24 protein-coding genes and 1 pseudogene are annotated in these 26,667 nt (G+C 70.0%); 14 read left to right on the plus strand and 11 right to left on the minus strand.

Annotation, left to right across the window (positions count from 1 at the left end; genetic code table 11):
* Positions 1 to 954 precede the first annotated feature (954 nt).
* The 3 genes from AB8998_RS07260 to AB8998_RS07270 are packed head-to-tail and all read left to right on the plus strand — an operon-like array spanning position 955 to position 3,330.
* Positions 955 to 1,905: a GNAT family N-acetyltransferase gene (locus AB8998_RS07260; protein WP_369741462.1), complete on the plus strand. Its 951-nt coding sequence runs from the start codon at positions 955 to 957 to the stop codon at positions 1,903 to 1,905.
* 48 nt (positions 1,906 to 1,953) lie between these two features.
* Positions 1,954 to 2,649, plus strand: coding sequence for a DUF5642 family protein (locus tag AB8998_RS07265; RefSeq protein ID WP_369737244.1), 696 nt, complete (start codon positions 1,954 to 1,956; stop codon positions 2,647 to 2,649).
* 27 nt (positions 2,650 to 2,676) lie between these two features.
* The gene (locus tag AB8998_RS07270) at positions 2,677 to 3,330 is read left to right on the plus strand and encodes a DUF5642 family protein (protein WP_369737245.1); all 654 of its coding nucleotides are present in this window, start codon (positions 2,677 to 2,679) and stop codon (positions 3,328 to 3,330) included.
* Positions 3,331 to 3,335: 5 nt separating this feature from the next.
* On the opposite strand, the gene AB8998_RS07275 is transcribed toward AB8998_RS07270, so the two are convergent.
* Positions 3,336 to 3,953 (minus strand): alpha-ketoglutarate-dependent dioxygenase AlkB, encoded by a 618-nt coding sequence (locus AB8998_RS07275; RefSeq protein WP_369737246.1) that lies wholly within the window; start codon positions 3,951 to 3,953, stop codon positions 3,336 to 3,338.
* Positions 3,954 to 4,038: 85 nt separating this feature from the next.
* Between AB8998_RS07275 and arcA the strand changes: the two genes are divergently transcribed.
* Entirely contained in the window at positions 4,039 to 5,250 is a 1,212-nt protein-coding gene (gene arcA, locus AB8998_RS07280; RefSeq protein ID WP_369737248.1) for an arginine deiminase, read from the plus strand.
* Positions 5,251 to 5,336: 86 nt separating this feature from the next.
* Here arcA and AB8998_RS07285 read toward each other — a convergent pair whose 3' ends face one another.
* Entirely contained in the window at positions 5,337 to 6,893 is a 1,557-nt protein-coding gene (locus tag AB8998_RS07285) for a dolichyl-phosphate-mannose--protein mannosyltransferase (RefSeq protein ID WP_369737250.1), read from the minus strand.
* Positions 6,894 to 6,918: 25 nt separating this feature from the next.
* Between AB8998_RS07285 and rsmI the strand changes: the two genes are divergently transcribed.
* Positions 6,919 to 7,755: a 16S rRNA (cytidine(1402)-2'-O)-methyltransferase gene (gene rsmI / locus AB8998_RS07290; RefSeq protein ID WP_369737252.1), complete on the plus strand. Its 837-nt coding sequence runs from the start codon at positions 6,919 to 6,921 to the stop codon at positions 7,753 to 7,755.
* A gap of 5 nt (positions 7,756 to 7,760) precedes the next feature.
* Here rsmI and AB8998_RS07295 read toward each other — a convergent pair whose 3' ends face one another.
* Together AB8998_RS07295 and AB8998_RS07300 are read right to left on the minus strand one after the other, a co-directional pair.
* Entirely contained in the window at positions 7,761 to 8,825 is a 1,065-nt protein-coding gene (locus tag AB8998_RS07295; protein WP_369737253.1) for a hypothetical protein, read from the minus strand.
* Between the two features lie 122 nt (positions 8,826 to 8,947).
* Entirely contained in the window at positions 8,948 to 10,204 is a 1,257-nt protein-coding gene (locus AB8998_RS07300; RefSeq protein ID WP_369737254.1) for an aminodeoxychorismate synthase component I, read from the minus strand.
* Positions 10,205 to 10,604: 400 nt separating this feature from the next.
* Here AB8998_RS07300 and AB8998_RS07305 point away from each other — a divergent pair.
* The 4 genes and pseudogenes from AB8998_RS07305 to AB8998_RS07320 all read left to right on the plus strand — a co-directional run.
* Positions 10,605 to 11,099: pseudogene (locus AB8998_RS07305) on the plus strand (diguanylate cyclase domain-containing protein); the annotation flags it as partial.
* Between the two features lie 50 nt (positions 11,100 to 11,149).
* Positions 11,150 to 12,802, plus strand: coding sequence for a hypothetical protein (locus AB8998_RS07310; RefSeq protein WP_369737255.1), 1,653 nt, complete (start codon positions 11,150 to 11,152; stop codon positions 12,800 to 12,802).
* Positions 12,803 to 13,249: 447 nt separating this feature from the next.
* On the plus strand, positions 13,250 to 13,927 hold the full coding sequence (locus tag AB8998_RS07315) for a TetR family transcriptional regulator (RefSeq protein ID WP_369737257.1): 678 nt from the start codon (positions 13,250 to 13,252) through the stop codon (positions 13,925 to 13,927).
* Between the two features lie 133 nt (positions 13,928 to 14,060).
* Positions 14,061 to 14,756, plus strand: coding sequence for a TetR family transcriptional regulator (locus AB8998_RS07320; RefSeq protein WP_369737258.1), 696 nt, complete (start codon positions 14,061 to 14,063; stop codon positions 14,754 to 14,756).
* A 7-nt stretch (positions 14,757 to 14,763) separates the two neighbouring features.
* Here AB8998_RS07320 and metG read toward each other — a convergent pair whose 3' ends face one another.
* Complete coding sequence (gene metG, locus AB8998_RS07325) at positions 14,764 to 16,320, minus strand: methionine--tRNA ligase (protein ID WP_369737260.1); 1,557 nt, start codon at positions 16,318 to 16,320, stop codon at positions 14,764 to 14,766.
* Positions 16,321 to 16,339: 19 nt separating this feature from the next.
* On the opposite strand from metG, the gene AB8998_RS07330 reads away from it, so the two are divergent.
* The 5 genes from AB8998_RS07330 to AB8998_RS07350 all read left to right on the plus strand — a co-directional run bounded on the left by AB8998_RS07330 (position 16,340) and on the right by AB8998_RS07350 (position 22,353).
* The gene (locus tag AB8998_RS07330) at positions 16,340 to 17,215 is read left to right on the plus strand and encodes a TatD family hydrolase (RefSeq protein WP_369737261.1); all 876 of its coding nucleotides are present in this window, start codon (positions 16,340 to 16,342) and stop codon (positions 17,213 to 17,215) included.
* Between the two features lie 151 nt (positions 17,216 to 17,366).
* Positions 17,367 to 18,494, plus strand: a complete 1,128-nt coding sequence (locus tag AB8998_RS07335; protein WP_369737263.1) for a transglycosylase family protein — start codon at positions 17,367 to 17,369, stop codon at positions 18,492 to 18,494.
* The gene (gene rsmA, locus AB8998_RS07340) at positions 18,467 to 19,411 is read left to right on the plus strand and encodes a 16S rRNA (adenine(1518)-N(6)/adenine(1519)-N(6))-dimethyltransferase RsmA (RefSeq protein ID WP_369741463.1); all 945 of its coding nucleotides are present in this window, start codon (positions 18,467 to 18,469) and stop codon (positions 19,409 to 19,411) included. The genes AB8998_RS07335 and rsmA overlap by 28 nt, the downstream gene beginning before the upstream one ends.
* 82 nt (positions 19,412 to 19,493) lie before the next feature.
* Positions 19,494 to 20,444 (plus strand): 4-(cytidine 5'-diphospho)-2-C-methyl-D-erythritol kinase, encoded by a 951-nt coding sequence (locus tag AB8998_RS07345; RefSeq protein ID WP_369737264.1) that lies wholly within the window; start codon positions 19,494 to 19,496, stop codon positions 20,442 to 20,444.
* 274 nt (positions 20,445 to 20,718) lie between these two features.
* Positions 20,719 to 22,353 carry a fatty acyl-AMP ligase gene (locus AB8998_RS07350; protein ID WP_369737265.1) on the plus strand — a complete coding sequence of 545 codons (1,635 nt, stop codon included), beginning with the start codon at positions 20,719 to 20,721 and terminating at the stop codon, positions 22,351 to 22,353.
* A gap of 14 nt (positions 22,354 to 22,367) precedes the next feature.
* On the opposite strand, the gene pth is transcribed toward AB8998_RS07350, so the two are convergent.
* The 6 genes from pth to AB8998_RS07380 all read right to left on the minus strand — a co-directional run bounded on the left by pth (position 22,368) and on the right by AB8998_RS07380 (position 26,612).
* On the minus strand, positions 22,368 to 22,943 hold the full coding sequence (gene pth, locus AB8998_RS07355) for an aminoacyl-tRNA hydrolase (protein WP_369737266.1): 576 nt from the start codon (positions 22,941 to 22,943) through the stop codon (positions 22,368 to 22,370).
* A gap of 12 nt (positions 22,944 to 22,955) precedes the next feature.
* Positions 22,956 to 23,594 (minus strand): 50S ribosomal protein L25/general stress protein Ctc, encoded by a 639-nt coding sequence (locus AB8998_RS07360; protein ID WP_369737267.1) that lies wholly within the window; start codon positions 23,592 to 23,594, stop codon positions 22,956 to 22,958.
* Positions 23,595 to 23,734: 140 nt separating this feature from the next.
* The gene (locus AB8998_RS07365) at positions 23,735 to 24,604 is read right to left on the minus strand and encodes an oxidoreductase (RefSeq protein WP_369737268.1); all 870 of its coding nucleotides are present in this window, start codon (positions 24,602 to 24,604) and stop codon (positions 23,735 to 23,737) included.
* Between the two features lie 23 nt (positions 24,605 to 24,627).
* Positions 24,628 to 25,278, minus strand: a complete 651-nt coding sequence (locus AB8998_RS07370) for an LpqN/LpqT family lipoprotein (RefSeq protein ID WP_369737269.1) — start codon at positions 25,276 to 25,278, stop codon at positions 24,628 to 24,630.
* The gene (arsC, locus tag AB8998_RS07375) at positions 25,275 to 25,631 is read right to left on the minus strand and encodes an arsenate reductase (glutaredoxin) (protein WP_369737270.1); all 357 of its coding nucleotides are present in this window, start codon (positions 25,629 to 25,631) and stop codon (positions 25,275 to 25,277) included. Before arsC ends, AB8998_RS07370 begins: the two co-directional genes overlap by 4 nt.
* Positions 25,632 to 26,612, minus strand: a complete 981-nt coding sequence (locus tag AB8998_RS07380; protein WP_369737271.1) for a ribose-phosphate diphosphokinase — start codon at positions 26,610 to 26,612, stop codon at positions 25,632 to 25,634.
* Between the last annotated feature and the right edge of the window lie 55 nt (positions 26,613 to 26,667).

Raw genomic sequence — 26,667 nt, forward strand, 5'->3', positions numbered from 1 at the left:
GCAAAAGGCACTGAGACTAGACTGAGCATATTACAAATCCGCGAAAATACCATGCCTCCTTTTTGGTGCAATGGTCGCCTTCGTGAAAGCGGCAAGCGCCGGGAATTCACCGCCGGTCGCTTGTCAAGGCGCCTGACAGTCCTGGCCGACACCGGCAGTCCGATGTCAGTCGACCCAGGACGGTGCTCGAGGTTCCCGGGTGGCCGCCCGGGTAATCATCGAGCAATCTTCCATGACCATAATCCATTATTTTCGACTACCTGCAAATGGTCCGCGCGTTCCGGTTCTGACAACCTTATGCGGTGCGGATTGCGGGTGTTCTGCCTGTCGGATGACGCTCGGTCGCAGTTTGGCGGCGCTGGAATGGCTAACTACGTCTCCGTTTGCTGAAATGACGGCCTGGGCCACGGCGCGCAGGATGGTCCGTGTAGACTGGAAGCGTTTTACATTGAGAAATGTTTCGCAACGCACGCCGGAATTTGCGGGGTGGCCGCGGTTGCCGGAACCTGATCAGATTGGTCTCTGGCAAAGATCGGGGTGCTGGCGGGCGGGGCGGATAATGGGTTTCTGAGCGCCGGCGGCGCCGGGGACATTGTGGCAAATCTATTTCGGTCCGACAATTGCGCCAATGGGCGTGCGGCCCCGACGTGCCTCCCGGCCGAGGACAAAGACGTGTCCACGCCAAAGAGAACCTCACCGTTGGTGAACGCAGTTTTTTAATTGGCGCAGGCCTGCCGGTGTGCGGCTACCGGTTGTTGCCGCATCCTGATCGGAGGCCATAGCCTGAGTGGTATCGCGCCGCGAACTGGGGCGGGTGAAGGTCGGGGGAGGCGCAAGGACAAGCGGCAGGTTCACAGCAGTGCGGGCGCGCCGTCGCGGCCGCCCGCGCTCCGCGACCCCTAGGACATCGCAGTGGCCGAACTGACGGGTGCGCGAGCCGAAGAGCTCGTGGGCATGGAGATCTTCCAGGGATGCCCCATCGCGGACCTGGGGCCGCTGGCGGCCAGTGTGCAGCCGCTGCGTGCCGCCAGCGGTCAGGTGCTGATGCGGCAGGGCGAGCAAGCGGTGTCGTTCCTGCTCATCTCCTCGGGCAGCGCCGAGATCGAACACGTCGGCGATGACGGCGTGGTGATCCGGGAAAGCGCCCTCCCCGGCATGATCGTCGGCGAGATCGCGCTGCTGCGCGACATCCCGCGGACGGCGACGGTCACCACCGTCGAAGCCCTCACCGGCTGGATCGGCGACGGCGACGCATTCGCCCGGCTGGTGCACATTCCCGGGATCATGGACCGGTTGCTGCGCATGGTGCGCCAACGCCTCGCCGCATTTATCACGCCGATCCCGATCCGGTTGCGCGACGGAACTCGCCTGCTGCTGCGCCCGGTTCTGCCCGGCGACAGCGAACGGACCGTGCGCGGACATGTCCACTATTCGGCCGAGACGCTGTACCGGCGGTTCATGACGGCCCGGGTTCCGAGCCCGGCGTTGCTGCACTACCTCTCCGAGGTCGACTACGTCGACCACTTCGTCTGGGTGGTGACCGACGGGGCCGACCCGGTGGCGGACGCGCGTTTCGTGCGCGACGAGAACGACCCCACGGTCGCCGAGATCGCGTTCACGGTCGCCGACGACTATCAGGGCCGGGGGATCGGCAGCTTCCTGATCGGTGCGCTGTCCATCGCCGCGAGGCTCAACGGAGTCGAAAGATTTTCGGCGCGAATGCTTTCCGGCAACTCGGCGATGCGTGCCATCATGGACCACTACGGCGCGGTCTGGCAGCGCGAAGACGTCGGAGTCATCGCCACCGTGATCGACGTGCCCCGCCGCCGCGACGTGGGCCTCAAGCGCGCGATGGCCGATCAGATCAGCCGCGTCGCCCGCCAGGTGATCGAGGCCGTCGGCTAGGCGCCCGGAATGCCCGGACGAAACGGACTTTCGTGGTAGGAACACCGCATGCGGTCGTTCCGGATCGGCAGGGCGGCGGTTCCCGCGCTCACCCTGCTGGCGACCGCGTGCGCCACGTCGCCGGCGCCAGGCCCGTCGGCCACGTCGCCGCCCCCCGCGGTGCCCGGCGCCACCATCAACCCCGCCCACATCAAGCGGATCGTGCGCGACTTTCCGCCCGGCTACGAGGTGACCGGCGGCATTGCGAGTGACGCCGCACCCGACTTGACGTGGGGCCTGACGGCGAACGCGGCTGACATCCGGGCCAGGCCCGCGCGCTGCGCCGCGCTCGCCGACCCCGGCACGGGGCGGGGCCGGTCCGCCCAGGGCGTGTCCGGTTCGGGTCCGGGGGGCATCGTCGACGCCGTCGTGGTGACGCTGCCCGGGCCGGTGGGCCCCGCCGCCGATCTCGTCGCGGCCTGCGGTCAGTGGACTATGAGCGCCGCCCACACCACGGCCGGCGTGCACCTCACCGCGGCCCCGCACGTCGACGGGGCGCAAACCCTCGGAATGGTGGCCGACCTCAAGTCCTCCGTCGAGTCGGGAACTCAGATCGATTCGCGGGCATACACTTTCATCGCCTATCTGGGCGAGTGCTATGCGTTCACGACTCTGGTCACCGATCCCGGCTCGGCGCTTCCGGCGCTGCCACCGCAGTTCGCCGCCGACCTGCTCGTCACCACGGTGTCCACGCTGCGCGGCTGAGCGGCGGCCTTGGGTAGATTGACCACGATGTTGAAGCTGTGGGCCGCGGCCGCGTGTGTGTGCGTGCTTGCCGGCTGCTCATCGGGTACGGACGCCTCGATGAAGGCCGACATCGGCAAGGTTTCCGCCGTCAAGTCGAGTTTCGGGCCCGACTTCACCGTCAACGACACCAGCGAGAGGGGGATCGATCCGCTGCTGCTGGAGTCGCGCAAGTTACCGGCGGGGCTGCGCTTCGATCCCGCCAACTGCGCGAAAGTGGCCGTCGGCCCGGACATGCCGCCGGACCTGAAGGGCAATATGGCCGCCGTCTCGGCCGAGGGCAAGGGCAACCGGTTCGTCGTGATCGCCGTGGAGACCTCGGCGCCGGTGCCGCTCGCCGAGCCGGGCAAGGACTGCGCCAAGGTGGCGTTCTCCGGGCCCCAGCTGCGGGGCGGCATCGAGGTGGTCGACGCGCCGCACATCGACGGGGTGCACACCCTGGGCACCCACCGCGTCCTGCAGGCGGTGGTCGCCGGGGCGGCTCGCACCGGCGAGCTCTACGACTATTCGGCCCAGTTCGGGGACTACCAGGTGATCGTCATCGCCAACCCGCTGGTCATCCCCGACCAGCCGGTGGCCCCGGTCGACACCGATCGCGCCCGCGACCTGCTCGTCAAGGCGGTGGCCGCGGTCCGCAGTTGAGCCGGTCAGCGGACGTCGCGGGGCCGGAACTGGATGCTGATTCGGGGACCCGCGGGCAACGAAGTCTTGGGCACCGCGTGTTCCCAGGTGCGCTGGCATGACCCGCCCATCACCAGCAAATCGCCGTGCGCCTGCGGCAGCCGCAACGACGGGCCCTGGGGACCTGAGCCGCGGCGCCGCATCGCGAAGGTGCGGGTGGCGCCCAGACTGACGATCGCCACCATGGTGTCCTCGGCGCTGCTGCGCCCGATCGTGTCACCGTGCCAGGCCACGCTGTCGGAGCCGTCGCGGTAGTAGCACAGTCCCACCGTGGTGAACGGCTCGCCGAGTTCGCCGGCGTAGATGTCGTTGAGCCGCCGCCGTAGCCTCCCCAGCACGGGGTGCGGGGGATCCTCAATGGTCAGGTCGTGAAAGCTCACCAGCCGCGGCACGTCGACCACCCGGTCGTACATCTGGCGGCGTTCGGCCCGCCACGGCACGGTGCTCAGCAGGGCGTCGAACAGGCCGGCCTCGTCGGGCGAGTCGCCCGCCAGCCAGCCGGCGCGGATTTCGACGAAGGCGCCGTCGCCGAGGTGGCGGCGCTCGGTGTGCTCGAAAAGCGAGCCCTGAACCGCGATCCCCACGCCGCCCAGTTTATCGCACGCACGTTCGAACAGGTGGCGGCGCGGCGGATGTGTGGCCGGATCGCAGCGCCGCTACGGTTGGTCTGTGGGCGTTGTTGAGTTGGGCACCGATTCCGAGGTCGGCACGCTACGGGTGGCCATCCTGCACCGCCCGGGCGCCGAACTGGGCAGGCTCAGCCCGCGCAACGTCGACCAGTTGCTGTTCGACGGGCTGCCGTGGGTGGCGCGCGCGCAGGAGGAACACGACCAGTTCGCCGAACTGCTGCGGAACCGCGGTGTGGAGGTGCTGCTGATGTCGGACCTGCTGACCGAGGCGCTCAACCACAGCGGGGCCGCCCGGATGCAGGGCGTGGCCGCCGCGGTCGACGCGCGCCGGTTGGGAGTTCCGCTGGCGCAAGAGCTTTCGGCCCACCTGCGCAGCCTCGAACCGGGCAAGCTGGCCCACGTGCTGATGGCCGGGATGACGTTCAGCGAGCTGCCGCCGGACACCCGCACCGACGTGTCGCTGGTGCTGCGCATGCACCAGGGGTCCGACTTCGTCATCGACCCACTGCCCAACCTGTTGTTCACCCGCGACTCGTCGATCTGGATCGGGCCGCGGGTGGTCATCCCGACCCTGGCGCTGCAGGCGCGCGTGCGCGAGGCCTCGTTGACCGACCTCATCTACGCGCACCACCCACGCTTCACCGGGGTGCGGCGGGCCTACGAGTCGCGCACCGCGCCCGTCGAGGGCGGTGACGTCTTGTTGCTCGCCCCCGGCGTGCTCGCGGTCGGAGTCGGTGAACGCACCTCCCCGGCCGGCGCGGAAGCGTTGGCGCGCAGCCTTTTCGACGACGACCTGGCGACCACCGTGCTGGCGGTGCCGATCGTGCAGCGGCGCGCGCAGATGCACCTGGACACCGTGTGCACGATGGTCGACACCGACACCGTGGTGATGTACGCCAACATCGTCGACTCGCTCTCGGCGTTCACCATCCAGCGCACACCCGACGGGGTGACCATCAGCGACGAGGCGCCGTTCCTGGAGGCCGCGGCCAAGGCGATGGGCATCGACAAGCTGCGGGTCATCGACACCGGCCTGGATCCCGTCGTCGCCGAACGCGAACAGTGGGACGACGGCAACAACACCCTGGCGCTGGCGCCCGGGGTCGTCGTCGCCTACGAGCGCAACGTCCAGACCAACACCCGTCTGCAGGACGCCGGCATCGAGGTGCTGACCATCGCGGGCTCCGAGCTGGGCACCGGCCGCGGCGGCCCCCGCTGCATGTCCTGTCCCGTCGCCCGCAATCCCGTCTAGGCTGCCGGCGCCGAGATTGCCGCCACGGTTGTGGGCCGGCCCGGATCACGGCCCCCACGGCAATCGCGGCGCGAACGATCGCGCACTCACCGCCAGCTGGGCAGCCAGATCTCCATGTTCCAAGTCTGCTGCGAGATGGGCAGCCCGGTGAGCACCGGGAACAGCCAGGCGAAGTTGGTGGCCACCACGGCCACGTAGCAACTCACCAGGATCAGCCCGAGCGTGCGGCGTTCCCGGCCCTGCCCAGGGGCATAGAGAATGTCGCCGCAGATCAGTGCGATCGCCATCACCAGAAACGGCGCCATCGTCGCCGCGTAGAAGAAGTACATCTGCCGGTCGATGTCGGCGAACCACGGCAGCCACCCCGCGCAATAACCGGTCAGAACTGCCGCGTAACGCCAGTCCCGGCGCACGACCGTGCGCCACGTCGCATAGACCAGTACCGGTACCGCCAGCCACCACATGGCGGGCGTGCCGACGAGCATCTCGGCTTTGACGCACGACTGCGCCCCGCAGCCGGGCACGTTCTGCTGGTCGATGGCGTAGAGCACGGGCCGCAACGACATCGGCCAGCTCCACGGCTTGGACTCCCACGGGTGGTGGTTGCCGGCGGCGTTCGTCAGGCCCGCATGGAACTGGAACGCCTTGGCGGTGTAGTACCACAGCGAGCGAACGGCGTCGGGTAGCGGCACCACCGAGTGGGGGCCGATTCCCTGACCCACCTCGTGCCGGTCGATCGCGGTTTCCGAGGCGAACCACGGTGCGTAGCTGGCCAGGTAGACGGCGATCGGGATCAGCCCCAGCGCGTAGCCGGTGGGCACCACGTCGCGGCGCACCGTCCCCAGCCAGGGCCGCGTGACCTGATATTGACGCCGTGCGGCCACGTCGAACGCCAACGACATCGCGCCGAAGAACACGACGAAGTACAGACCGGACCACTTCGTCCCGCATGCCAACCCGAGCAACACCCCGGCGCCGAAGCGCCACCAGCGCACCCCGAGCCGCGGACCCCACTCGGTCTCGGCGTTGCGGCCCTCCAGCAGCGCGACGTGCATCCGCCGGCGCACCTCGTCGCGGTCGACGACGAGCGCGCCGAAAGCCGCCACCACGAAGAAGGTGAGGATCCCGTCGAGCAGCGCGGTCCGCGCGGTGACGAAGCTGACGCCGTCGCAGATGAGCAGCAACCCGGCGACGCCACCGACCAGCGTCGAGCGGCTGATCCGCCGCACGATGCGCGTCACCAGCGCGATCAGCACCACCCCCAGCAGCGCGCCGCTGAACCGCCAGCCCACGCCGTCGTAGCCGAAGATCGCCTCGCCCAGCGCGATCACCTGCTTGCCGACGGGGGGATGGACCACCAGGCCGAAGCCGGGGTTGTCCTCCACCCCGTTGTTGTGCAGCATCTGCCAGGCCTGCGGCGCATAGTGCTTCTCGTCGAAGACGGGCGTGCCGGCGTCGGTCGGCGAGCCCAGGTTCACGAACCGGCTTACCGTCGCCAGCAGCGTGATGACGCCCGTCGCGACCCAGCCGCGGACGCGGTCGGTCGGCCCGAAGTCCGCGAGCGGGACCAGCCGTCCCGGGCTGACGACGGGCACGACACGCCCCCGGTCGGCGAGGGAGGATTCGCGGGGCGGGGCGGTCATCGGTGTCGATCGTAGGCTGTGGGGCATGACCCACGGTCGGCTGTTGCTCGGCGCGACCCCGTTGGGGCAGCCCTCGGATGCGTCGCCACGGCTGACCGACGCCCTGGCGCGCGCCGACGTGGTGGCCGCCGAGGACACCCGCCGGGTCCGGAAGTTGGCCCGGGCGCTCGAGGTGCGCATCGCGGGCCGGGTGATCAGCCTGTTCGACCAGGTCGAGGCCGAGCGGGTGCCCGCCCTGGTCGACGAGGTGAAGTCAGGCGCGACCGTGCTGGTGGTCAGCGACGCGGGCATGCCGGTGATCAGCGATCCCGGCTACCGGCTGGTCGTGGCGTGCGTCGAGGCGGGCCTGCCGGTGACGTGTCTGCCCGGGCCGTCGGCGGTGACCACCGCGCTGGCCGTCTCCGGTCTGCCTTCGGACCGGTTCTGCTTCGAGGGATTCCCGCCACGCAAGGCCTCGGCGCGTCGGACCTGGCTGGCGTCGCTGGCCGACGAGCCCCGCACATGCGTGTTCTTCGAGTCGCCGCGCAGGCTGGCCGCGTGCCTGCGCGACGCGGTCGAGGAACTCGGCGGCGCCCGCTCGGCGGCGGTGTGCCGAGAGTTGACCAAGGTGCACGAGGAAGTGGTGCGCGGGCCGCTCGAGGAGTTGGCGGCCTGGGCGGCCGACGGTGTACTCGGCGAGATCACCGTCGTGCTGGCCGGCGCCATCCCCCGCGCCGACCTGCCGGCGCTGGTGACGCGGGTGGAAGAACTCGTCGCGGACGGTGTTCGCGTCAAAGACGCCTGCGGCGAGGTGGCGGCGGCGCACCCGGGGGTGCGCTCACGCCAGCTCTATGACGCGCTGCTGCGGTCCCGGAACGGCTGAGCCGGTCAGGGCGTGCACGCCCCGATGGGCCCGATCGACGGCGTGCAGAATCGCGGGTGCGGGATGGCGGGCGGGCCCGGTAGCGCCGGAACGCCGACCGCCGGGAGCGCGGGCAGACCGACCGCGGGCAGCGCCGGCAGCGCCGGCGCCGCGGGTAGACCGACCTGGGGAAACGAGGGCAGGGCGGGCGCCGCGGGAAGGGCGGGCGCCGCGGGAAGGGCGGGCGCCGCCGGGAGACCCACCGCGGGCAGCGCGGGGGCCGCCGGGAGACCCACCGCGGGCAGCGCGGGGGCCGCGGGCAGGCCCACCGAGGGCAGACCCACCGCCGGGAGGACCGCCGCCGCGCCCGGGATGGACGCCACCGCGGGGAGCGCGGCCGCCGCGGTCGTCAGGCTGGGCGCACCGATGCCCGGCACGCCCAGTGAGCCCACCGACGGCAGCGAAACCGAGGGCAGGCCGATGTTGCTCGGCAGGAGGCCGGCGTTCTTCAGGAACACGACTGCGATCACGGCGGACTCGACGGTACCCACCAGGCCTGTGCCGATGCCGACGAGGCTGCCGCCGACGCCGACGACGCCCTGCGCGACCGACACGGCGACGGCCGCGCTGTTGGGGACGGCGGCCAGGCCGCCGACTCCGGCCAGGCCGGGCAGCATGGGTGCGACCTCGTACGGGTCGGGGATGCCGCCGAGCCCGACGTCGGGAACACCGCCCAGCCCCGCGGCCGGCGTGGCGCCCCCGCCGATGCCCGATGCGCCGCCGCCACCGACCAATCCGCCGGGTGGGCCGCCCGGCACTTCGCTATCGGCCGACGGCACGCCGGGTTCGGGCGCCGGTCTCGGGGCGATCACGTTGCCCGCCTCGGAAAAGGGCGAGGTTTCGGGGGCCCGCGCAATCGGCTTCGGGGCCTCGGGCATGAGGACTGAGGCCAGCTTCTCGCATCCGGCGCCCCCCGCGCCGTTGCAGACCTCCCCCGCCGGCAAGGGCGCGCTCACCTTGGTCACCGGCGTGACCGCCAGCGTCCCGCCCACGAGCGCGGCGACGGCGGCACCGAGGACAGCGATTCTCATGACAGACCCCTCCAGAACAGCCGACACGCGCCGAGCGCGGGCCGATGGCTCGAGCTTAGGCGCTCGAGGCCACTGGCGTGCAGGTTACCCGGATTTTCACCGGCGGGGCCCGGGCCGTTTAGCTACCGTCCGACCGGCGCCGCGGCCGGGATGCGTGGCATCCCGACGATCGGAGCCACCTTGTGCAGGCACTCCTGCCACTCCCCGTCGGGATCGGAGTCGGCGGTGATCCCGCCGCCGACGCCCAGCACGGCGCCGCCCGCCGCGTCGAACTCGACCGTGCGGATCGCGACGTTGAGCTCGCACCCGGCGATCGGGGAGGCCAAGCCCACCGTGCCGCAATATATTCCGCGTCGCCGCTGTTCCCATCGGGAGATCAGCTGGCGCGCGCGGTGCTTCGGGGTGCCCGTCACCGAGGCCGGGGGAAAGGCGGCGTCCAGCAACGCCGTCGTGGGTAACCCGGCGGGAACCCGGGCCGAGACCGTCGAAACCAGGTGCCACACGCCCGGCGCCCGCCGCACCACCAGCAACTCGGGCACGGTGACCGTGCCGACGACCGCGACCCGGCCCAGGTCGTTGCGCACGAGGTCCACGATCATGGTGTTCTCGGCCACGTCCTTGACCGACGTGCGCAGCGCCGACGGCGAGGCGTCCAGCGGCAGGGTGCCCTTGATCGGGCTGGACGTCACGACCGACCCCCGCCGCTTCAGGAACAGCTCCGGGGACAGCGATGCCACCGCGCCCCATGGTCCGGCGAGATAGGCCGCTCGGGCCGGGGCGGTACGCGCGACGCCCTCGACGAAGAAGTCCAGCGGGTTCCCGGCGACCGTCCCGGTGAACTGGGTGCACACGCACGCCTGGTAGACCTCGCCCGCGCGGATCGCGTCCAGGCAGGCCAGCACCCCGCCGCGGTGTGCGTCCCGGTCGGCAGCGTCCCAGGCGATCCGGCAGCCGCGCGTCCGGGCCGGGGGCGCCGCCAGCGCGGCGGTGAGCCAGTCCGGCATCGGCGTACCGGACAGGCTCTCGTAGAACCACCGCCCGTCCGGGTCGCAGCGCAGCACGCAGTCGGTCCAACCGCCGGCGGCCTCGGGGATCCGGCTTCCTCGCCCGTCGGCGCCGGCGTCCGGGTATGACAGGTATCCGATCCAGCCGCCGCCCACCGCGTCGGGATCCTGCGCGCGGTGGTCCTGCGGGACGGCGAACGCGTCGGCGCCGTCCACGGGTTGCAGCGACAGACTCGGCGCGATCACCGCCGCCGCGCCGAACCAGTCGCCGGTCAGCGCGGCCGGCGGCGGCAGGCCGAGCCGGCCGGTGGCGTCGCCGATCGCCCGCAGCACCCGGGGTGCGGCGCCGAGATCGCCGAGCCGGTCGATTCGCACCGCCCCAGCTTGACAGAACGGCCGCTTCGCGCCCCGTGGACGTCCGTCGCCGGTCGCCCGCAGACGAGGCGGACATCTCGGTCGTCGCCGTGCCGCCGAGGCGCGTGGGCGGCAAAAATATCCCTCTAGCTGCGCGGGTTGAGCGTGTTAGGCTGCGCTACGCCAATCCGTGACCGGCCCCCGCGCCGACGTACCCCGCCAGACAGACGCCGAAAGTAGGCGCGCCCGGTACGTTTGCGCATCGGGGGTAGCGACTTTGCAGACGACCACCGCCCTGATTGCGCCCGGTGCCAGCCGGGACATGCGCTTCGTATCGGAGGAGCCCGTGCCGCGCAACCCGGATCTCGTCGTGACCTCGGTTGCCGCCCTCCTCGTGAAGGCCACGGGGGCGAACGCGACCCGGGTGCCCGCTTGGCCGTCCGTCGCCGCCGCGCCGCTGGTCTCCGGAGAGGCGACCACCGGGGTGCTCGCGTTCGTCAGGTTCGGCGCCAGGAAGTGGAAGCAGGGCGAGATCAGCACCCTCGAGGCGGTCGCCGCCCTGTTCGCGCAGTTGCAGGCGCGCATCGCCGCCGAGGAGAAGCTGCGCTACCTGGCCGAGCACGACGACCTGACCGGCCTCGGCCATGCCGCGGGTGACTGGTTCATCAAGGTGTTCGCGCAACGCATGCGCGTGTGCGCGGGTGACGGCATGATCGCCCGCCTGGGCGGCGACGAGTTCGTCATCATTCCCGAGCGGCCGATGGTGGCCGCGACCGCCGAGGCCTTCGCCCGGCGTCTGGTGACGATGCTGCGCGAGCGCATGACCATCGGCGGGCACGTGATCACCCCCTCGGTGAGCATCCGGGTGACGGTGGGGGTGCCCGGACGCGTCGCCGACCGCGAGGCGCTGTCGGCGGGCGCGATCTGATCCTGGTGTCGAGGTACGGTTTGTTGTCGAGAATTGGCGTGTCGGTCGTTGTCGCGTGCACGGCACTGGCGCTGGCCGGCTGTGGCGGCCACCCCGATCCCGGGCCGCTGTCGGCCATGGTCAGTCCGGCCATACCGCCCAGCGTCCAGGAGATCCCCAATCCGCTGCGCGGCCAGTACGAGACTCTGCTGAACCCTCTTTTCCCGCAAGCAAACCCCGCGCAGCAGCGGTATTCGGGGTGGCCCGCGTCCTATGACGCCAGTCTGCGCGTGTCGTGGCGGCAGTTGCAGCCCACCGATCCGCGCACTCTTCCGCCGGACGCTCCCGACGACCGCAAGTACGACTTCGGCGCCATCGACGACGCGCTGACCAAGCTGGCGAACCGCAACATGCGGCTGATCCTCGGCGTGTACGCGTTCAGTTCCTGTTGCGGGAGCTCCTACCCCGACAACACGAACATCGCGATCCCCGACTGGATGCGCCCCGCGGCCACCTCCTACCCCGGGCGGCCGAACGGCTCCGCGCCCGGGGTGACGCAGGTGGTGCCGAACTGGAACGACGCCGGCTACCTGGACGCGTTCACGCAGCTCCTGGGCGCGCTCGGCCGCCGTTACGACGGCGACGAGCGGCTCAGCGTGTTCGAGTTCTCCGGATACGGCGACTTCGGGGAGAACCAGATCGACTATGTGCGCGACGCGCTGGGGGCGCCGGGGCCGGCCCCCGGCGACAGCATGGCCGCACTGGGCTACTACAGCCAGTCCCGGGATCAGAGCATCACCGCCACGGCCATCCGGCGCCTGGTCGAGGCGAACGTGGCCGCGTTCCCGCACACGCAACTGGTGGTCGCCCCGCAGAATCCCGAGATCGTGCGCCAGCTGCTCGCCGACGACGTCACCAGGAAGCTGTCCGGGCCGGTGGGCATCCGGTCGGACTGCCTGGGCGTGCAATCGCCGCTCCCGTCGTGGGCGGACTCCGGCGACTCCCATTACGTCCAGACCGGGGATGCCGTGGTTGCGGCGCTCAAGCAGCGGCTGGTCTCCGCGCCCGTGATCGCCCAATGGTGCAAGCTGCCCGACGGAACCGACCCACGGTCCTACTACGAGAAGGGCCTGCACGACGTGGTCAGGTATCACGTGTCGATGACGTCGAGTACCGGCTTCCCCGACCGCGACTCTAGGACGGCGATGGATCATGGCCTGTATCTGCTCTGGGCGCAAGCCAATTCGTCCGCTGGTTATCGCTATTCGGTCGAGGCCCAGCCGGGGTCGCAATCCGTTCGCGGCGCCGTGGCCAGCATTTCGGTCGCCTGGACGAACTATGGCTCGGCGGCCGCCACCGAGCACTGGGTTCCCGGTTACCGGCTGGTGGACTTCACCGGGGCGGTGGTGCGGAGCCTGCCGGCGACGGTCGACCTCAAGACCCTGGTCCACGACGACTCCAGTCAATCGCGAGAGGAGGCGGTGCCGGCGTCGTCGACCGAGTCCGTTCACGTGGACCTGACCGGCCTGGCGCCGGGGCACTATACGCTGCGTGCCGCCGTGGACTGGCAGCAGCACAAGCCCGGCGGCTCGCACGTGGTGAACTACGCGCCGATGGCGCTGGCCCGCGACGGCCGCGACGGGTCGGGAATGTATCCGATTGCCACCCTCGACATTCCGCGCGAGGGCACGACTCCGGGCGGCAACGGCTGATCACTCGCGCCCGCTGATCGAGCGAGTGCACCCCGAAGGGGCTCTCGATCGCCTTATCGCCGGCGAAGCTGCGGCGTAGCGGGGTGCGGCACTGCACGCCAGACGGTGCGCCGCACCGACGCTGGCCGAAACTATCAAACACATGCATAATGCGTATACATACGCGGAGTATGTTATAAAATCCACAACCAACTACAAGTTATTGCAGCAGGGAGCTTTGGTCATTACCGTTGAAAAGCAGGGCATTAGGGCATACTGCCAACCTCAGAAGCGGCTTGAAGGCGTCCAATGCGCCGGTGAGCGCCTGCTGCCAGCGTGGCCCGCCGACGAGGGCATCGTGTACCAAAAGGCGGTCGGTGCTCGGCGGGGCCGGTGCCAATCCGAGAACCGCCGTTTGCGCAGTGGTCGCCCCGCCGACGGGCCGGCATAGTGTCGCCTCCCCGTCCCATGACGGACAGCGCGCCGGACGGGCGCGCGGACGCTACTCGGCGGCAGATCTTGCGAGCCGCCTCACATCAGTTCGCGCAGCGGGCCTATCACGACGTCGGCCTCGACGACATCCTGACCGAAGCCGAACTGACGAAGGGCGCGATGTATTTCCACTTCCGTTCCAAGCTGGCGCTGGCCGTCGCGATCATCGAGGACCAGACCGTCGCGGGGACCGTCGCCGTGGAAGACCTGCTGTCCCGCAACCTGTCGGGCCTCGAGACGCTGATCGACTTCTCCTACCGGCTGGCCGCCCAGGACACCCAGATGGACAGGGTCAGAGCGGGGCTGAACCTGCTCGAGTCGGTCGGGCGGGCCGAGGGGCTGCAGGAGCGACTGTTCGACGGCTGGGTTCAAGCCCTCTCGGTGGTCGTCCAGAAAGCGATCGCCGACGGTGATGTCGACAAACGCTGCAGCCCGTGCGATGTGGGCAGGCTCATCGTGTCGCTGCACATGGGCCTGCGGCAGACCAGCAACCTCGACGAACCCGAGCGGTTCCTGCTCGACCTGGAGAAGAGCTGGTCGCTGGTGCTGATCGGCATACTGCAGCCCGATAGGATCGATTACTTCAACCAATTCGTCAGGCGGCGTACGGCGCTCGCCATCCAGTCCCGCCTGGGTGGGGTCGAGTCGAATTGAACGACACGGCGAATCCACCCGATCGAGACCTTCGCTAGGCTAAGTTGCTAGGCTTGGGTCCTTTGCAGCGAGAGACGAGACGCCGAGATTCGGAATCTCTGCAGATTCGCGGAACTCCGGAGGTGTAGGAGCGATGGCGCGCCAGGTTCGATCCGAAGCCACCCGCCGGAAGATTCTCGATGCCGCGATCGACGTGTTCGGGGATGTGGGCTACGCCGCCGCCGCCTGGGGCACGATCATCGAACGGACGGGGATGACGAAGGGGGCCCTGTACCACCACTTCGATTCCAAGGAATCGCTGGCGTCGGCGATCATCGACGAGGGATCGGACACGCTGTTGGGTGCGTTCCGCAACGTGTGCGGGGCCTCGTCGCCGGCGCTCGAGAACATGATCCACGGTACGTTCACGATCGCGAACGTGGTTCGGTTGGACAAGACGGCCCGTGCCGCCGAGCAATTGACCTGTGCCTTAAGCGGATTCAACGACGCTGCGGCCAGCTTCTGCACGGGCCTGGTGGAGCTGATGTCCGCCGAGGCGCAACGGGCAACCGCCGAAGGGGACCTTCGGTCAGACCTCGACCCGGTGGAACTGGGCGAGTCGGTCGTCGGTTCCATGTTCGGAACCCGCCTGCTTTCCAGCCTGGTTCGTGCCGAAGGCCGCGACGAGGACCTCATCGGGCGAACGGGCCGGATGTGGCAGTTGCTGCTCGTCGGCATCGTCGACGAGGCCGCGCTGGCGTACTTCCGCCAATTCCTCGCCCGTGAGGCGCTGCGTCACGCGCAGCCGGATGCTGCCGCCGTCGACGCCATGGTGGCCGAAGCGACCTAGGGGCAGGCTACGTGGGTTCGGAAACGGGCTGGTAGCGCGGGAACACCCCCGCCGGCGCCGGCAGCACCGTGCCGGGGACCAGCCGGGAGCCGATGGCGGCGAAATGCCGTTGGTCTTCGCCCTGCCCGAGCAGGTCCAGCAGCTTTCCCGCCGACTCGGGCATGACGGGCTGCACCAGCAGCGCCGCGATGCGGACCGCCTCGCACGTCGTGTACAGGACGGCCCGAAAGCGCGCCCGGTCCGCCTCGGATTCGCTCTTGCGCAGCACCCACGGCTGCTGGGCCGAGAAATACCTGTTGGCCTCGCCGAGCATCAGCCAGATCGCCTCCAGGGCCGAATGCATCGCCTGGGAGTCGAAACCGGCGCGCACCCGCTTCAGCAGGCCGTCGGCCATCGTCAGCAACTCGGTGTCGGCGGCGCTCGGCTCGCCGGGCTCCGGGACGACGCCGCCCAGGTTCTTGGCGACCATCGACAGCGAGCGCTGGGCCAGGTTGCCCAGCTCGTTGGCCAGGTCGGTGTTGATCCGGGTGACGATGGCCTCTTCGGTGTAGTTGCCGTCCTGGCCGAACGGGACCTCACGCAAGAGGAAGTAGCGGACCTGGTCCACCCCGAACCTCTGCGCCAGCGCCACCGGGTCGACGACGTTACCCACCGACTTGCTCATCTTCTCGCCGCGGTGGTGCAGGAACCCGTGCGCGAAAACCCTTCGGGGAAGCTCGATCCCGGCCGACATCAGGAACGCCGGCCAGTAGACGGCGTGAAACCGGATGATGTCCTTGCCGATCATGTGCAGATCCGCCGGCCAGTAACGGCCGAACAACTCCGCGTCGGTGTCGGGAAAGCCCGCGCCGGTCAGGTAGTTGGTGAGCGCGTCGACCCAGACGTACATGACGTGGTCCGGATCGTCGGGCACCGGCACCCCCCAGTCGAAGGAGGTTCGCGAGATCGAGATGTCTTCCAGCCCACCGGAGACGAAGCTGACCACCTCGTTGCGCCGCACCTCGGGGGCGATGAAGCCGGGGTTGGCGTCGTAATGGGCCAGCAACCTCTCGGCGTACGCCGACAGCCGGAAGAAGTAGGACTGCTCCTCGGTCCAGATCACCGCGGCGCCGGTTTCGGTCGCCACGCGGGTCCCGTCCTCGAGCAGCTGCGTCTCGGCCTCGAAGAAGAACCGTTCGTCGCGCACCGAGTACCACCCCGAGTAGTTGTCGAGGTAGATGTCGCCGGCCGCCGACATGCGCCGCCAGATCTCCTGGGAGGCCCGGTAGTGGTCGGGATCGGTGGTGCGGATGAACCGGTCGAAGGAGATGTTCAGCGCCTCCTGGACGCGCTGGAACACATCCGAGTTGCGCCGGGCCAGCCGTGCGGTGGGTACGCCGGCGGCCGCGGCGGCCTGTGCCACCTTCAGGCCGTGTTCGTCGGTCCCGGTCAGGAAGCGCACGTCGAAGCCGTCGAGCCGCTTGAACCGGGCGATCGCGTCCGTGGCGATGTACTCGTACGCGTGCCCGACGTGCGGAGCCGCGTTCGGATACGCGATGGCAGTCGTGACGTAGTAGGGCCTCATCGAGAGTCCACCCTATTGTGTGGCCGTGAGCTCTGACCGACCAGCCAAACGAGAGGCGCCGCCGCCGCCGGCGCCGTTGGCGCCCCTGATCGACGCGCACACCCACCTCGACGCGTGCGGTGCCCGCGACGCCGCGGACGTGGCCGCCATCATGGACCGCGCCGCCGCCGTCGGTGTGCAGGCGGCGGTCACCATCGCCGACGACCTGGAGTCGGCGCGCTGGGTGACCCGGGCCGCCGACTGGGACCCGCGGGTCTACGCCGCGGTTGCGCTGCACCCGACCCGCGCGGCCGCGCTGACCGACGCCGCCCGCGCCGAGATCGAGAAACTGGTGGCCCACCCCCGGGTGGTGGCCGTCGGCGAGACCGGCATGGACCTGTATTGGCCGGGGCGCCTGGACGGCTGCGCCGAGCCCGCTGCGCAGCGCGAGGCGTTCGCCTGGCACATCGACCTGGCAAAGCGGTGCGGTAAGCCGCTGATGATCCACAACCGGGACGCGGACGCCGAGGTGCTCGACGTGCTGGCGGCCGAGGGCGCGCCGGACGCGGTGATCTTCCACTGCTTCTCGTCGGACGCCGCGATGGCCCGCCGGTGCGTGGACGCCGGTTGGCTGCTGAGCCTGTCCGGGACGGTGAGCTTCCGCAATGCCCGCGCGCTGCGCGAGGCCGTTCCCCTGATCCCGTCCGAGCAGCTGCTGGTGGAGACCGACGCGCCGTTCCTGACGCCGCACCCGCACCGGGGCTCGCCCAACGAGCCCTACTGCCTTCCCTATACTGTTCAGGCGATCGCTGAGTTGGTGCATCGTCCGGCCGAGGAGATGGCACAACTGACCACGAGCAACGCTCGTCGGGTCTACGGGCTGGGGCCCGGCGTGGGTTCCCGTTTCGGAGATTGACGAAACGGACACGCGCCCCGGAGTTGCTCAACAGTGGCCGGTTCGTTACCGTCTTGTGATCATACGGGTGGGCCTCTGGGCCCATTTGTCATTTCAGGTGTCAGGTGAATTAGGTCGTTGAAGTGCTTACTGAGGTCGGGGTAGACGCGCGTTGAGTGTTTTGACAAAACTTCATCAGAATCAATCACCGATGTTGCGGCTGGTAGTCGCAGGGCTGCTGTTGGTAGTCGCGGCCGCGGGCGGGATCGCGGTTTCCGCATGCAAGACCGTGACGCTGACCGTCGACGGAATCGCGATGAGGGTGACGACGATGAAGTCGCGCGTGATCGACATCGTCCAGGAGAACGGCTTCGCCGTCGCCGAGCGCGACGACCTGTATCCCGCCGGTGAGGTGAAGGTCCACGACGCCGCCAACATCGTGTTGCGCCGCAGCCGCCCGTTGCAGATCTCGCTGGACGGACGCGGCTCCAAGCAGGTGTGGACGACGGCGTCGACCGTCGACGAGGCGCTGGCCCAGCTGGCGATGACCGACACCGCGCCGGCCGCCGCCTCGCGCGGCAGCCGGGTTCCGCTGGCCGGGATGGCGCTGCCGGTCGTCAGCGCCAAGACGGTCCAGATCAACGACGGCGGCACGACGCGCACGGTGCACCTGCCGGCCGCCAACGTCGCCGGGCTGCTGGGCGCCGCCGGTGTCCCGCTGGCCGACAGCGACCAGGTGGTGCCGCCCGCGACCGCGCCGATCGTCGACGGCATGCAGGTCGAGGTGACCCGCAACCGGATCGAACGGGTCACCGAGCGGATCCCGCTGCTGCCGCCCGCCCGCCGCGTCGAAGACCCGGACATGAACATGAGCCGCGAGGTCGTCGAGGATCCCGGCAGCCCGGGCATGCAGGACGTGACGTTCGCCGTGGCCATGGTCAACGGTGTCGAGACGGGCCGGCTGCCCGTCGCCAATACCGTCGTGACACCGGCCCGGGAGGCCGTGGTGCGGGTGGGCACCAGACCCGGCACCGAGGTGCCGCCGGTCAGCGACGGGTCCGTCTGGGACGCGATCGCGGGCTGCGAGGCCGGCGGCAACTGGGCGATCAACACCGGCAACGGGTACTACGGCGGCGTGCAGTTCGACCAGGGCACATGGGAGCGCAACGGCGGCCTGCGGTTCGCGCCCCGCGCCGATCTGGCTACCAGGGAAGAGCAGATCGCCGTTGCCGAGGTGACGCGGCAGCGCCAGGGCTGGGGTGCGTGGCCGGTATGCAGTGGTCGGGCGGGTGCGCGCTGACGATTAGGCTGCTCGGCCGCACCGAGATCAGGCGGCTGGTCAGAGAGCTCGAGTTTCGGCCCCGCAAGTCCCTCGGCCAGAACTTCGTTCACGACGCCAACACGGTGCGGCGGGTGGTCGCGGCCTCCGGGGTCGGCCTGTCCGACCACGTGCTGGAGATCGGCCCCGGTCTCGGGTCGCTCACGCTGGCCCTGCTCGACCGCGGCGCCACCGTCACGGCCGTGGAGATCGACCCAGTGTTGGCCGCCCGGCTACCGGGGACGGTGACCGAGCACTCCAACAGCGAAATCCACCGGCTGACGGTGCTGAACCGCGACGTGCTGACCCTCGAGCCCGGCGATCTGCCCGCCGAGCCCACCGCGGTGGTGGCCAATCTGCCTTACAACGTCGCGGTCCCGGCCCTGCTGCATCTGCTCGCGGAATTTCCGTCCGTCCAGGTCGTGACGGTGATGGTGCAGGCCGAGGTGGCCGAGCGGCTGGCCGCCGAACCGGGCGGCAAGGACTACGGCGTGCCCAGCGTCAAGATGCGCTTCTTCGGCCGGGTGCGCCGCTGTGGCATGGTGCCGCCGACCGTGTTCTGGCCGATTCCCCGCGTCTACTCCGGACTGATCCGCATCGACCGGTACCCCGACCCGCCGTGGCCGACCGACGCCGCCTTCCGGCGGCGCGTCTTCGAACTGGTGGACGTCGCCTTCGCTCAGCGGCGCAAGACGGCCCGCAATGCGTTCGCCGAATGGGCGGGCTCGGGCAACGAGTCGGCGAATCGCCTGCTGGCCGCGAGCATCGATCCCGCGCGCCGCGGCGAGACTCTGTCCGTCGACGACTTCGTCCGCCTGCTGCGGCGCTCCGGGGGCGCCCCGGGCAGCGGTCCGGGAGCCGCGGCGCCGCAACTCCCCGGGCCCGCCCCCGCGGGCTGAGTCGCGCGTCGCCAGGCGGCGTCATGGCGTGTGGTTGGGCGGTGGCAGCGATAGTCTGCTGCGGTGGCTGACGTGACCGACGATGTCTGAGGGCAATACCGCCGCGCAGTGGGTTCCGACGGGTTCGGTCACCGTTCGGGTGCCCGGCAAGGTCAACCTCTACCTGGCCGTCGGCGATCGCCGCGCGGACGGCTATCACGAGCTGACGACGGTGTTCCAGGCGGTCTCGCTGATCGACGAGGTGACGGTGCGCAACGCCGATGTGCTCTCGCTCGAGCTCGTCGGCGAGGGCGCCGACACGCTGCCCGCCGACGAGCGCAACCTGGCCTGGCGGGCGGCCGAGCTGATGGCCGAACACGTGGGCCGGGCTCCGGACGTCTCGATCCTGATCGACAAGACCATCCCGGTGGCCGGAGGCATGGCCGGCGGCAGCGCGGACGCGGCGGCGGTGCTAGTCGCGATGAACTCGCTGTGGGAGCTGGGCGTGCCCCGCCGTGACCTGCGCATGCTGGCCGCCCAGCTGGGCAGCGACGTGCCGTTCGCACTGCACGGCGGCACCGCGCTGGGCACGGGCCGCGGCGAGGAGCTGGCCACGGTGCTGTCCCGGAACACCTTCCACTGGGTGTTGGGGTTCGCCGACGCCGGGCTGTCCACTCCGGCGGTGTTCGCCGAGCTCGACCGGCTCAGGGCCGCCGGGGACCCCCCCCGACTCGCCGAGCCCGGCCCGGTGCTGGCGGCGCTGGCCGCGGGCGATCCCGCCGGGCTGGCACCGTTGCTGGGCAACGAGATGCAGGCGGCCGCGGTGAGTTTGCAGCCGGCCCTGCGGCGTGCGCTGCGCGCCGGGGTGGAGGCCGGCGCCCTAGCGGGCCTGGTGTCCGGCTCGGGCCCCACGTGCGCGTTCCTGTGCGCCTCGGCGAGCTCGGCGGTCGACGTCGGCGCCCAGCTGGCGGGGGCGGGCGTGTGCCGCACCGTGCGCGTCGCCAGCGGCCCGGTGCTCGGCGCCCGCGTGGTGCCGGCGCCCACCGAGGTGTGAGATCAAACCGAAACGCCGCAAGAGTTTGGAGGTTACTTAAGAGGAGTTTAAGATGACTCGCGGTGACCTACAGCGGTAAGCAGAACCCCTTCATCCGGTCGTCCGCCCTGCGCGTGGGCGGACGGGCTGCGGCCGCGCGCGGGGTCGTCCCATCACCGCTTCGAGACCTAACCGCTGCCCAACTGTGCTCGCGCGCCTGCTACCACGTGGCGTTCGGCGAGCGGACTATGGAATTCCGGGCCCTGGGTGAAGTGCCGGAACCGAGGAGGCTTCTGTGAGCAGGTTTACCGAGAAGATGTACCGGAACGCCCAAACCGCGACGACGGGCATGGTCACCGGCGAACCCCACGAACCCGTCCGGCACACCTGGGGCGAGGTTCACGAGCGGGCACGTCGCATCGCGGGCGGTCTGGCCGCCGCCGGCATCGGCCTCGGCGACGCGGTGGGCGTGCTCGCCGGCTTCCCGGTGGAGATCGCCCCGACGGCGCAGGGCCTGTGGATGCGTGGGGCCAGCCTGACGATGCTGCACCAGCCCACGCCGCGCACCGACCTGGCCGTGTGGGCCCACGACACGCTGACCGTCATCGGCATGATCGAGGCCAAGGCCGTCATCGTCTCCGAGCCCTTCCTGGTGGCCATTCCGGTGCTCGAGGAGAAGGGCGTCAAGGTCCTGACCGTCGCCGACCTGCTGGCGTCGGACCCGACCGACCCCGTCGAGGTCGGCGAGGACGACCTGGCGCTGATGCAGCTGACGTCCGGATCCACCGGTTCGCCCAAGGCCGTCCAGATCACCCATCGCAACATCTACTCCAATGCCGAGGCGATGTTCATCGGCGCCCAGTACGACGTCGACAAGGACGTCATGGTCAGCTGGCTGCCCTGCTTCCACGACATGGGCATGGTCGGGTTCCTGACCATCCCGATGTACTTCGGCGCGGAGCTGATCAAGGTCACGCCGATGGACTTCCTGCGCGACACGCTGCTGTGGGCCAAGCTGATCGACAAATACAAGGGCACCATGACCGCGGCGCCCAACTTCGCCTACGCCCTGCTGGCCAAGCGGTTGCGCCGCAACGCCAAGCCGGGCGATTTCGACCTGTCCACGCTGCGTTTCGCGCTGTCCGGCGCCGAGCCGGTCGAGCCGGCCGACGTCGAGGACCTGCTGGACGCGGGCCGCCCGTTCGGGCTACGGTCCTCGGCGATCCTGCCGGCCTACGGCATGGCCGAGACGACGCTGGCCGTCTCGTTCTCGGAGTGCAACGCCGGCCTGGTCGTCGACGAGGTCGACGCCGACCTTCTGGCCGCGCTGCGCCGGGCCGTGCCCGCCAGCAAGGGCAACACCCGGCGGCTGGCCACGCTCGGTCCGCTGCTGAAGGGCCTCGAGGCCCGCATCGTCGACGACGACGGTAACGTGATGCCCCCGCGCGGCGTCGGTGTCATCGAACTGCGGGGCGAGTCGCTGACGCCCGGCTACCTGACTATGGGCGGGTTCATCCCCGCCCAGGACGAACACGGCTGGTATGACACCGGCGACCTCGGCTACCTCACCGACGAGGGCCACGTCGTGGTGTGCGGCCGCGTCAAGGACGTAATCATCATGGCGGGCCGCAACATCTACCCCACCGACATCGAGCGTGCCGCCGGCCGCGTCGACGGGGTGCGGCCCGGGTGTGCGGTCGCGGTGCGCCTGGACGCCGGCCACTCCCGCGAGACGTTCGCGGTCGCCGTCGAGTCCAACGCGTGGCAGGACCCGGCCGAGGTGCGCCGCATCGAGCACCAGGTCGCCCACGAGGTGGTGGCCGAGGTCGACGTCCGGCCACGCAACGTCGTGGTGCTGGGCCCGGGCACCATCCCGAAGACCCCGTCGGGCAAGCTGCGCCGGTCCAACTCCGTCACGCTGGTCACCTAGGCCGCGCGAGCGAGCTACCAGGCGTGGACCCGGTTCTGCGCCGCCTCCAAACCCATCTGGACGAGCAGTTCGGTCGCGTCGGCGGCCTGCTCGCAGATCGTGGGGACTTCGGCGCGTTCGGTGCTGGTGAAACTCTCCAGCACGAACGCGGCGGGGTCCTTGCGCCCGGGTGGGCGACCGATCCCCACGCGCACGCGCTGGAACTCCTTGCTCCCCAGCGCGGCGGCCACCGAGCGCAGCCCGTTGTGGCCGCCCTCGCCGCCGCCGACCTTGAGCCGGATGCGGCCGAAGTCCAGGTCGAGGTCGTCGTGGATGACGACGACGTCGGCCGGGGCCACCGAGTAGAACTTCGCCAATGGCCCGACCTGGCGGCCGGACTCGTTCATGTAACAGCGCGGCTTGGCCAGCAACACCGAATGCCCGCCCAGCCGGCCGCTGACCACTTCCGCGCCGGAACGCTTGTGCGCCTTGAACGTCGAGCCCAGTCGCGCGGCCAGCAGGTCGACAACCATGAACCCGACGTTGTGTCGGGTGCGCGCGTAGTTGTCCCCGGGGTTACCCAGGCCGACCACGAGTAGCGGTTCGGCCACGTCCGGGGCCGCCTACTCGCCGGCTTCTTCTTCGACCTCGGCCCCGGCCGCCTCGGGCTCGGCGACTTCGCCGCCGCCCTCGCTCTCCAGCTCCTCGGCGGTCGGCGCGTTTACCACGTGGGCCACCAGCAACTCGGGGTCGGAGATCAGGTTGACGCCGGCCGGCAGCGGGATCTGCCCGGCGGTGATCTGGGTACCGGGTTCGGCGCCCTCGACGGACACGGTCAGCTGCTCGGGGATCGAGGAGACGTCGGCTTCGATTTCGACGCTGTTGACTTCGTGCCGCACCAGGGTGCCGGGCGCGGCATCGCCCTGCACCTCGACGTTGACCTCGACGACGACCTTCTCGCCGCGACGCACGACGACCAGGTCGGCGTGCTGGATGGTGCGGCGGATGGGGTGCACGTCGAGCGCCTTGGTCAGGGCCAGCTGTTCGGTGCCCTCGATGTCGAGGGTGAGGACGGCGTTGGTGCCCGCGTGGCGCAGCACGGCCGCGTAGTCGTGGCCGGGCAGTTCCAGGTGCTGCGGGTCGGTGCCGTGACCGTAGAGAACGGCCGGGATCCTGCCTTCGCGGCGGGCTCGCCGGGACGCGCCCTTGCCGGTCTCGGTCCGCCTCGTGACCGCCAGTTGATTGGCCGGTGCCTTAGCCATGATGTCGCTCCTGTGTGCTCGTTACCCAGTTCCAGGGCACGGCCAGGGTCGCGACTTGATGAGTCGGTCTCCGTCGATAACGGGGCCGGTTCGCCAGCCACCCTCGCCGTGACGCCCGGCCAGGTTAGCGCATCTGCGCCTCAGAGCGGAAATTTGACGCCGGTGAGCTGCTCGGAGAGGTCCCACAGCGCGGTGGCCGTGGCTGCATCCCGCGCCCGGCGGCTGCGCCCCACGGGCTGCGTGCGGCCGAGGTAGCCGAACCGGGGGCCGACGAACGTGTCGCCCGGCAGGTCTTGAGACGCCGCGTACAGGGTCTGCCGGGCACCGAAGTCGGCGTCGGTGGCGACCACCCGGGTGGCGGCCGACATCACCGCGTCGCCCAGCTTGCGCCCGGTGGCCCCCTGCAGGTTGGTGTGCGAGTAGCCGGGGTGCGCCGCCAGGGCACGCAGCGGCGACCCCGCCGAGTCGAGGCGACGCTGCAGCTCGCTGGTGAACAGCAGGTTGGCCAGCTTCGACTGGCTGTAGGCCAGCCACGCCGAGTACCGGCGGTTCTTCCAGTTCAGATCGTCCAGGTCGATGCGGCCGGGCCAATGCGCCATCGAGGACACGGTGACCACGCGGTCGGTGAGCCTGGGCAGCAGCAGGTTGGTCAGCGCGAAGTGGCCGAGGTGGTTGGTGCCGATCTGGCTCTCGAAGCCGTCGGCGGTCAGCGCGTACGGCGCGGCCATGATGCCGGCGTTGTTGATCAGGACGTCGATTTTGTCGACTCCGTCGGCGAACCGGCGAACCGACGACAGATCCTGCAGGTCGAGCCGGCGCACCTCGACCGCGCCGGGAATCTCCTGCGCCGCGGCCTCGCCCTTGGCGGTGTTGCGGACGGCCATGACGATCTCGGCGCCCCTGCGGGCCAGCTCGCGGGCCGTCACCGCCCCCAGCCCGCTGTTGGCGCCGGTGACGACGACGGTGCGTCCGGCGAACGAGAGAAGGTCTGCTGCGGTCCAGTCGGCCATGGCTAACTACCTTACGGCCGGGATCACTTCGTCGCGACGACGAAGCCGTGGATGATCGCCTCGATGTCGGACGACTCCGCGACCGCCCGGTCGGCCAGGCTGGTGACGGTGAGCTGGACCAGGTAGCGCTGATTCGCCGGTGGCGGACCGGTGGGGAACACCACCCGGTTGTAGCCGTGCAGCCGTACGCCGCCGGCGACGTAGCTGCCCTGGATCATCGACGACGGAAAGCCGTTGAAGTCCGCCGTCGAGGCGTCCAGTTGCTTGAAGTCGCGGGCCATCTGGGCGTCGGCGTTGCTGTGCTTGACCGCTTCGGCGGGGTTGAACTCGCCGCGCAGTTTGAACACCATCAGCATAGCCATCGGATACTCACCGCCCTTGGAGATCGTCTCCGTGCCCGGCGTGGCCTTGGGATCGTTGAACGGCGCCCAACCCGGCGGCGTGGGAATGGACACCGTCAGGTCGGTGAGGGTGTCGGGTGCCACCTGCTGGCCGGCGACGCCGATGCTCTGCAAGTACTGCGACAGGGGGACGGCGTTCGCGGCCGTCGTGGTGGCGCTGGTGGTCGAGGTGGTCGACAGGATCGAGCGGAAGTCGGTGGGCTTCGGTGCGCAGGCCGCCGCGGCCGGCGCCAGGGCGACCACCGCGAGAAGCCGGATCGCCCGTGCTCTCACAGAATCTCGCGGACCGCGTCGATCGGCCGGGCGAGCCGCGTGCCCTTCGCCGTGACGACGAACGGCCGCTCGATCAGGATGGGGTATTGGGCCATGGCGTCGAGCAACCGGTCGTCGGTCGCGTCGGCGAGGCCCAGTTCGGCGTGCAGCGCTTCGCGCTTGCGCACCGCGGTGCGCACGTCGATGCCCGCCTCCCGGATCATCGCCGCCAGCTCCTCGCGCGACGGCGGGTTCTTCAGGTACTCGACGATCGTCGGTTCGAAACCGTTGTCCGCCAGCAGCTCCAGCGTCTTGCGGGATGTGCTGCACCGGGGATTGTGGTAGACGGTGGCTTTTTTCGCCTCGGCACCCATCTAGGCGTCCCCGTCGAAAAGTCCTGTGACTGAGCCGTTCTCGAAGACGGCGCGGATGGTGCTGGCCAGCAGCGGCGCGATGGACAGCACGGTCAGCTGCGGGAACCGCTTGTTCTCGTCGATCGGGAGCGTGTTGGTCACGATCACCTCGCGGGCGCCGCAGCCGGCCAGCCGTTCGGCGGCCGGGTCCGAGAGCACGCCGTGGGTCGCCGCGATGATCACGTCGGTGGCGCCGTCGTCGTGCAACAGTTTGACCGCGCCGGCGACGGTGCCACCGGTGTCGATCATGTCGTCGATCAGCACGCAGGTGCGGCCGGCCACCTCGCCGACCACGCGGTTGGACACGACCTGGTTGGGCACCCGCGGGTCGCGAGTCTTGTGGATGAACGCGAGCGGAGCCCCGCCGAGCGCGTCGGCCCACTTCTCGGCGATGCGCACCCGGCCCGAGTCGGGGGAGACCACCACCATGTCGCCGCCGGGATAGTTGTCCTTGATGTAGGCGGTCAGCAGGTGCTGGCCGCGCATGTGGTCGACGGGTCCGTCGAAGAATCCCTGGATCTGGTCGGTGTGCAGGTCGACGGAGACGATCCGGTCGGCGCCCGCGGTCTTGAGCAGGTCGGCCACCAGCCGCGCCGAGATCGGCTCGCGGCCGCGGTGCTTCTTGTCCTGGCGGGCGTAGGGGTAGAACGGCATGACGGCGGTGATCCGCTTGGCACTGCCCCGCTTGAGCGCGTCGATCATGATCAGCTGTTCCATCAGCCAGGTGTTCACCGGCATCGGGCACGACTGCAGGACGAACGCGTCGCAGCCGCGCACCGACTCGTTGAACCGCACGAAGATCTCGCCGTTGGCGAACTCCCGCGCGACCTGCGCGGTGACGTGGACGTCGAGCTCTTTGGCCACCTGCTCGGCCAGCTCGGGATGCGCACGGCCGGAGAAGAGCATCAGGTTCTTGCGGTTATCGGTCCAGTCGTGGCTCACGGTGCTGCCCCCGCCGTTCGGGATCGAATTGGAAGAAGCCCCATCGTACGTAGCG

Source organism: Mycobacterium sp. HUMS_12744610, assembly GCF_041206865.1.
Taxonomy (GTDB): domain Bacteria; phylum Actinomycetota; class Actinomycetes; order Mycobacteriales; family Mycobacteriaceae; genus Mycobacterium; species Mycobacterium servetii.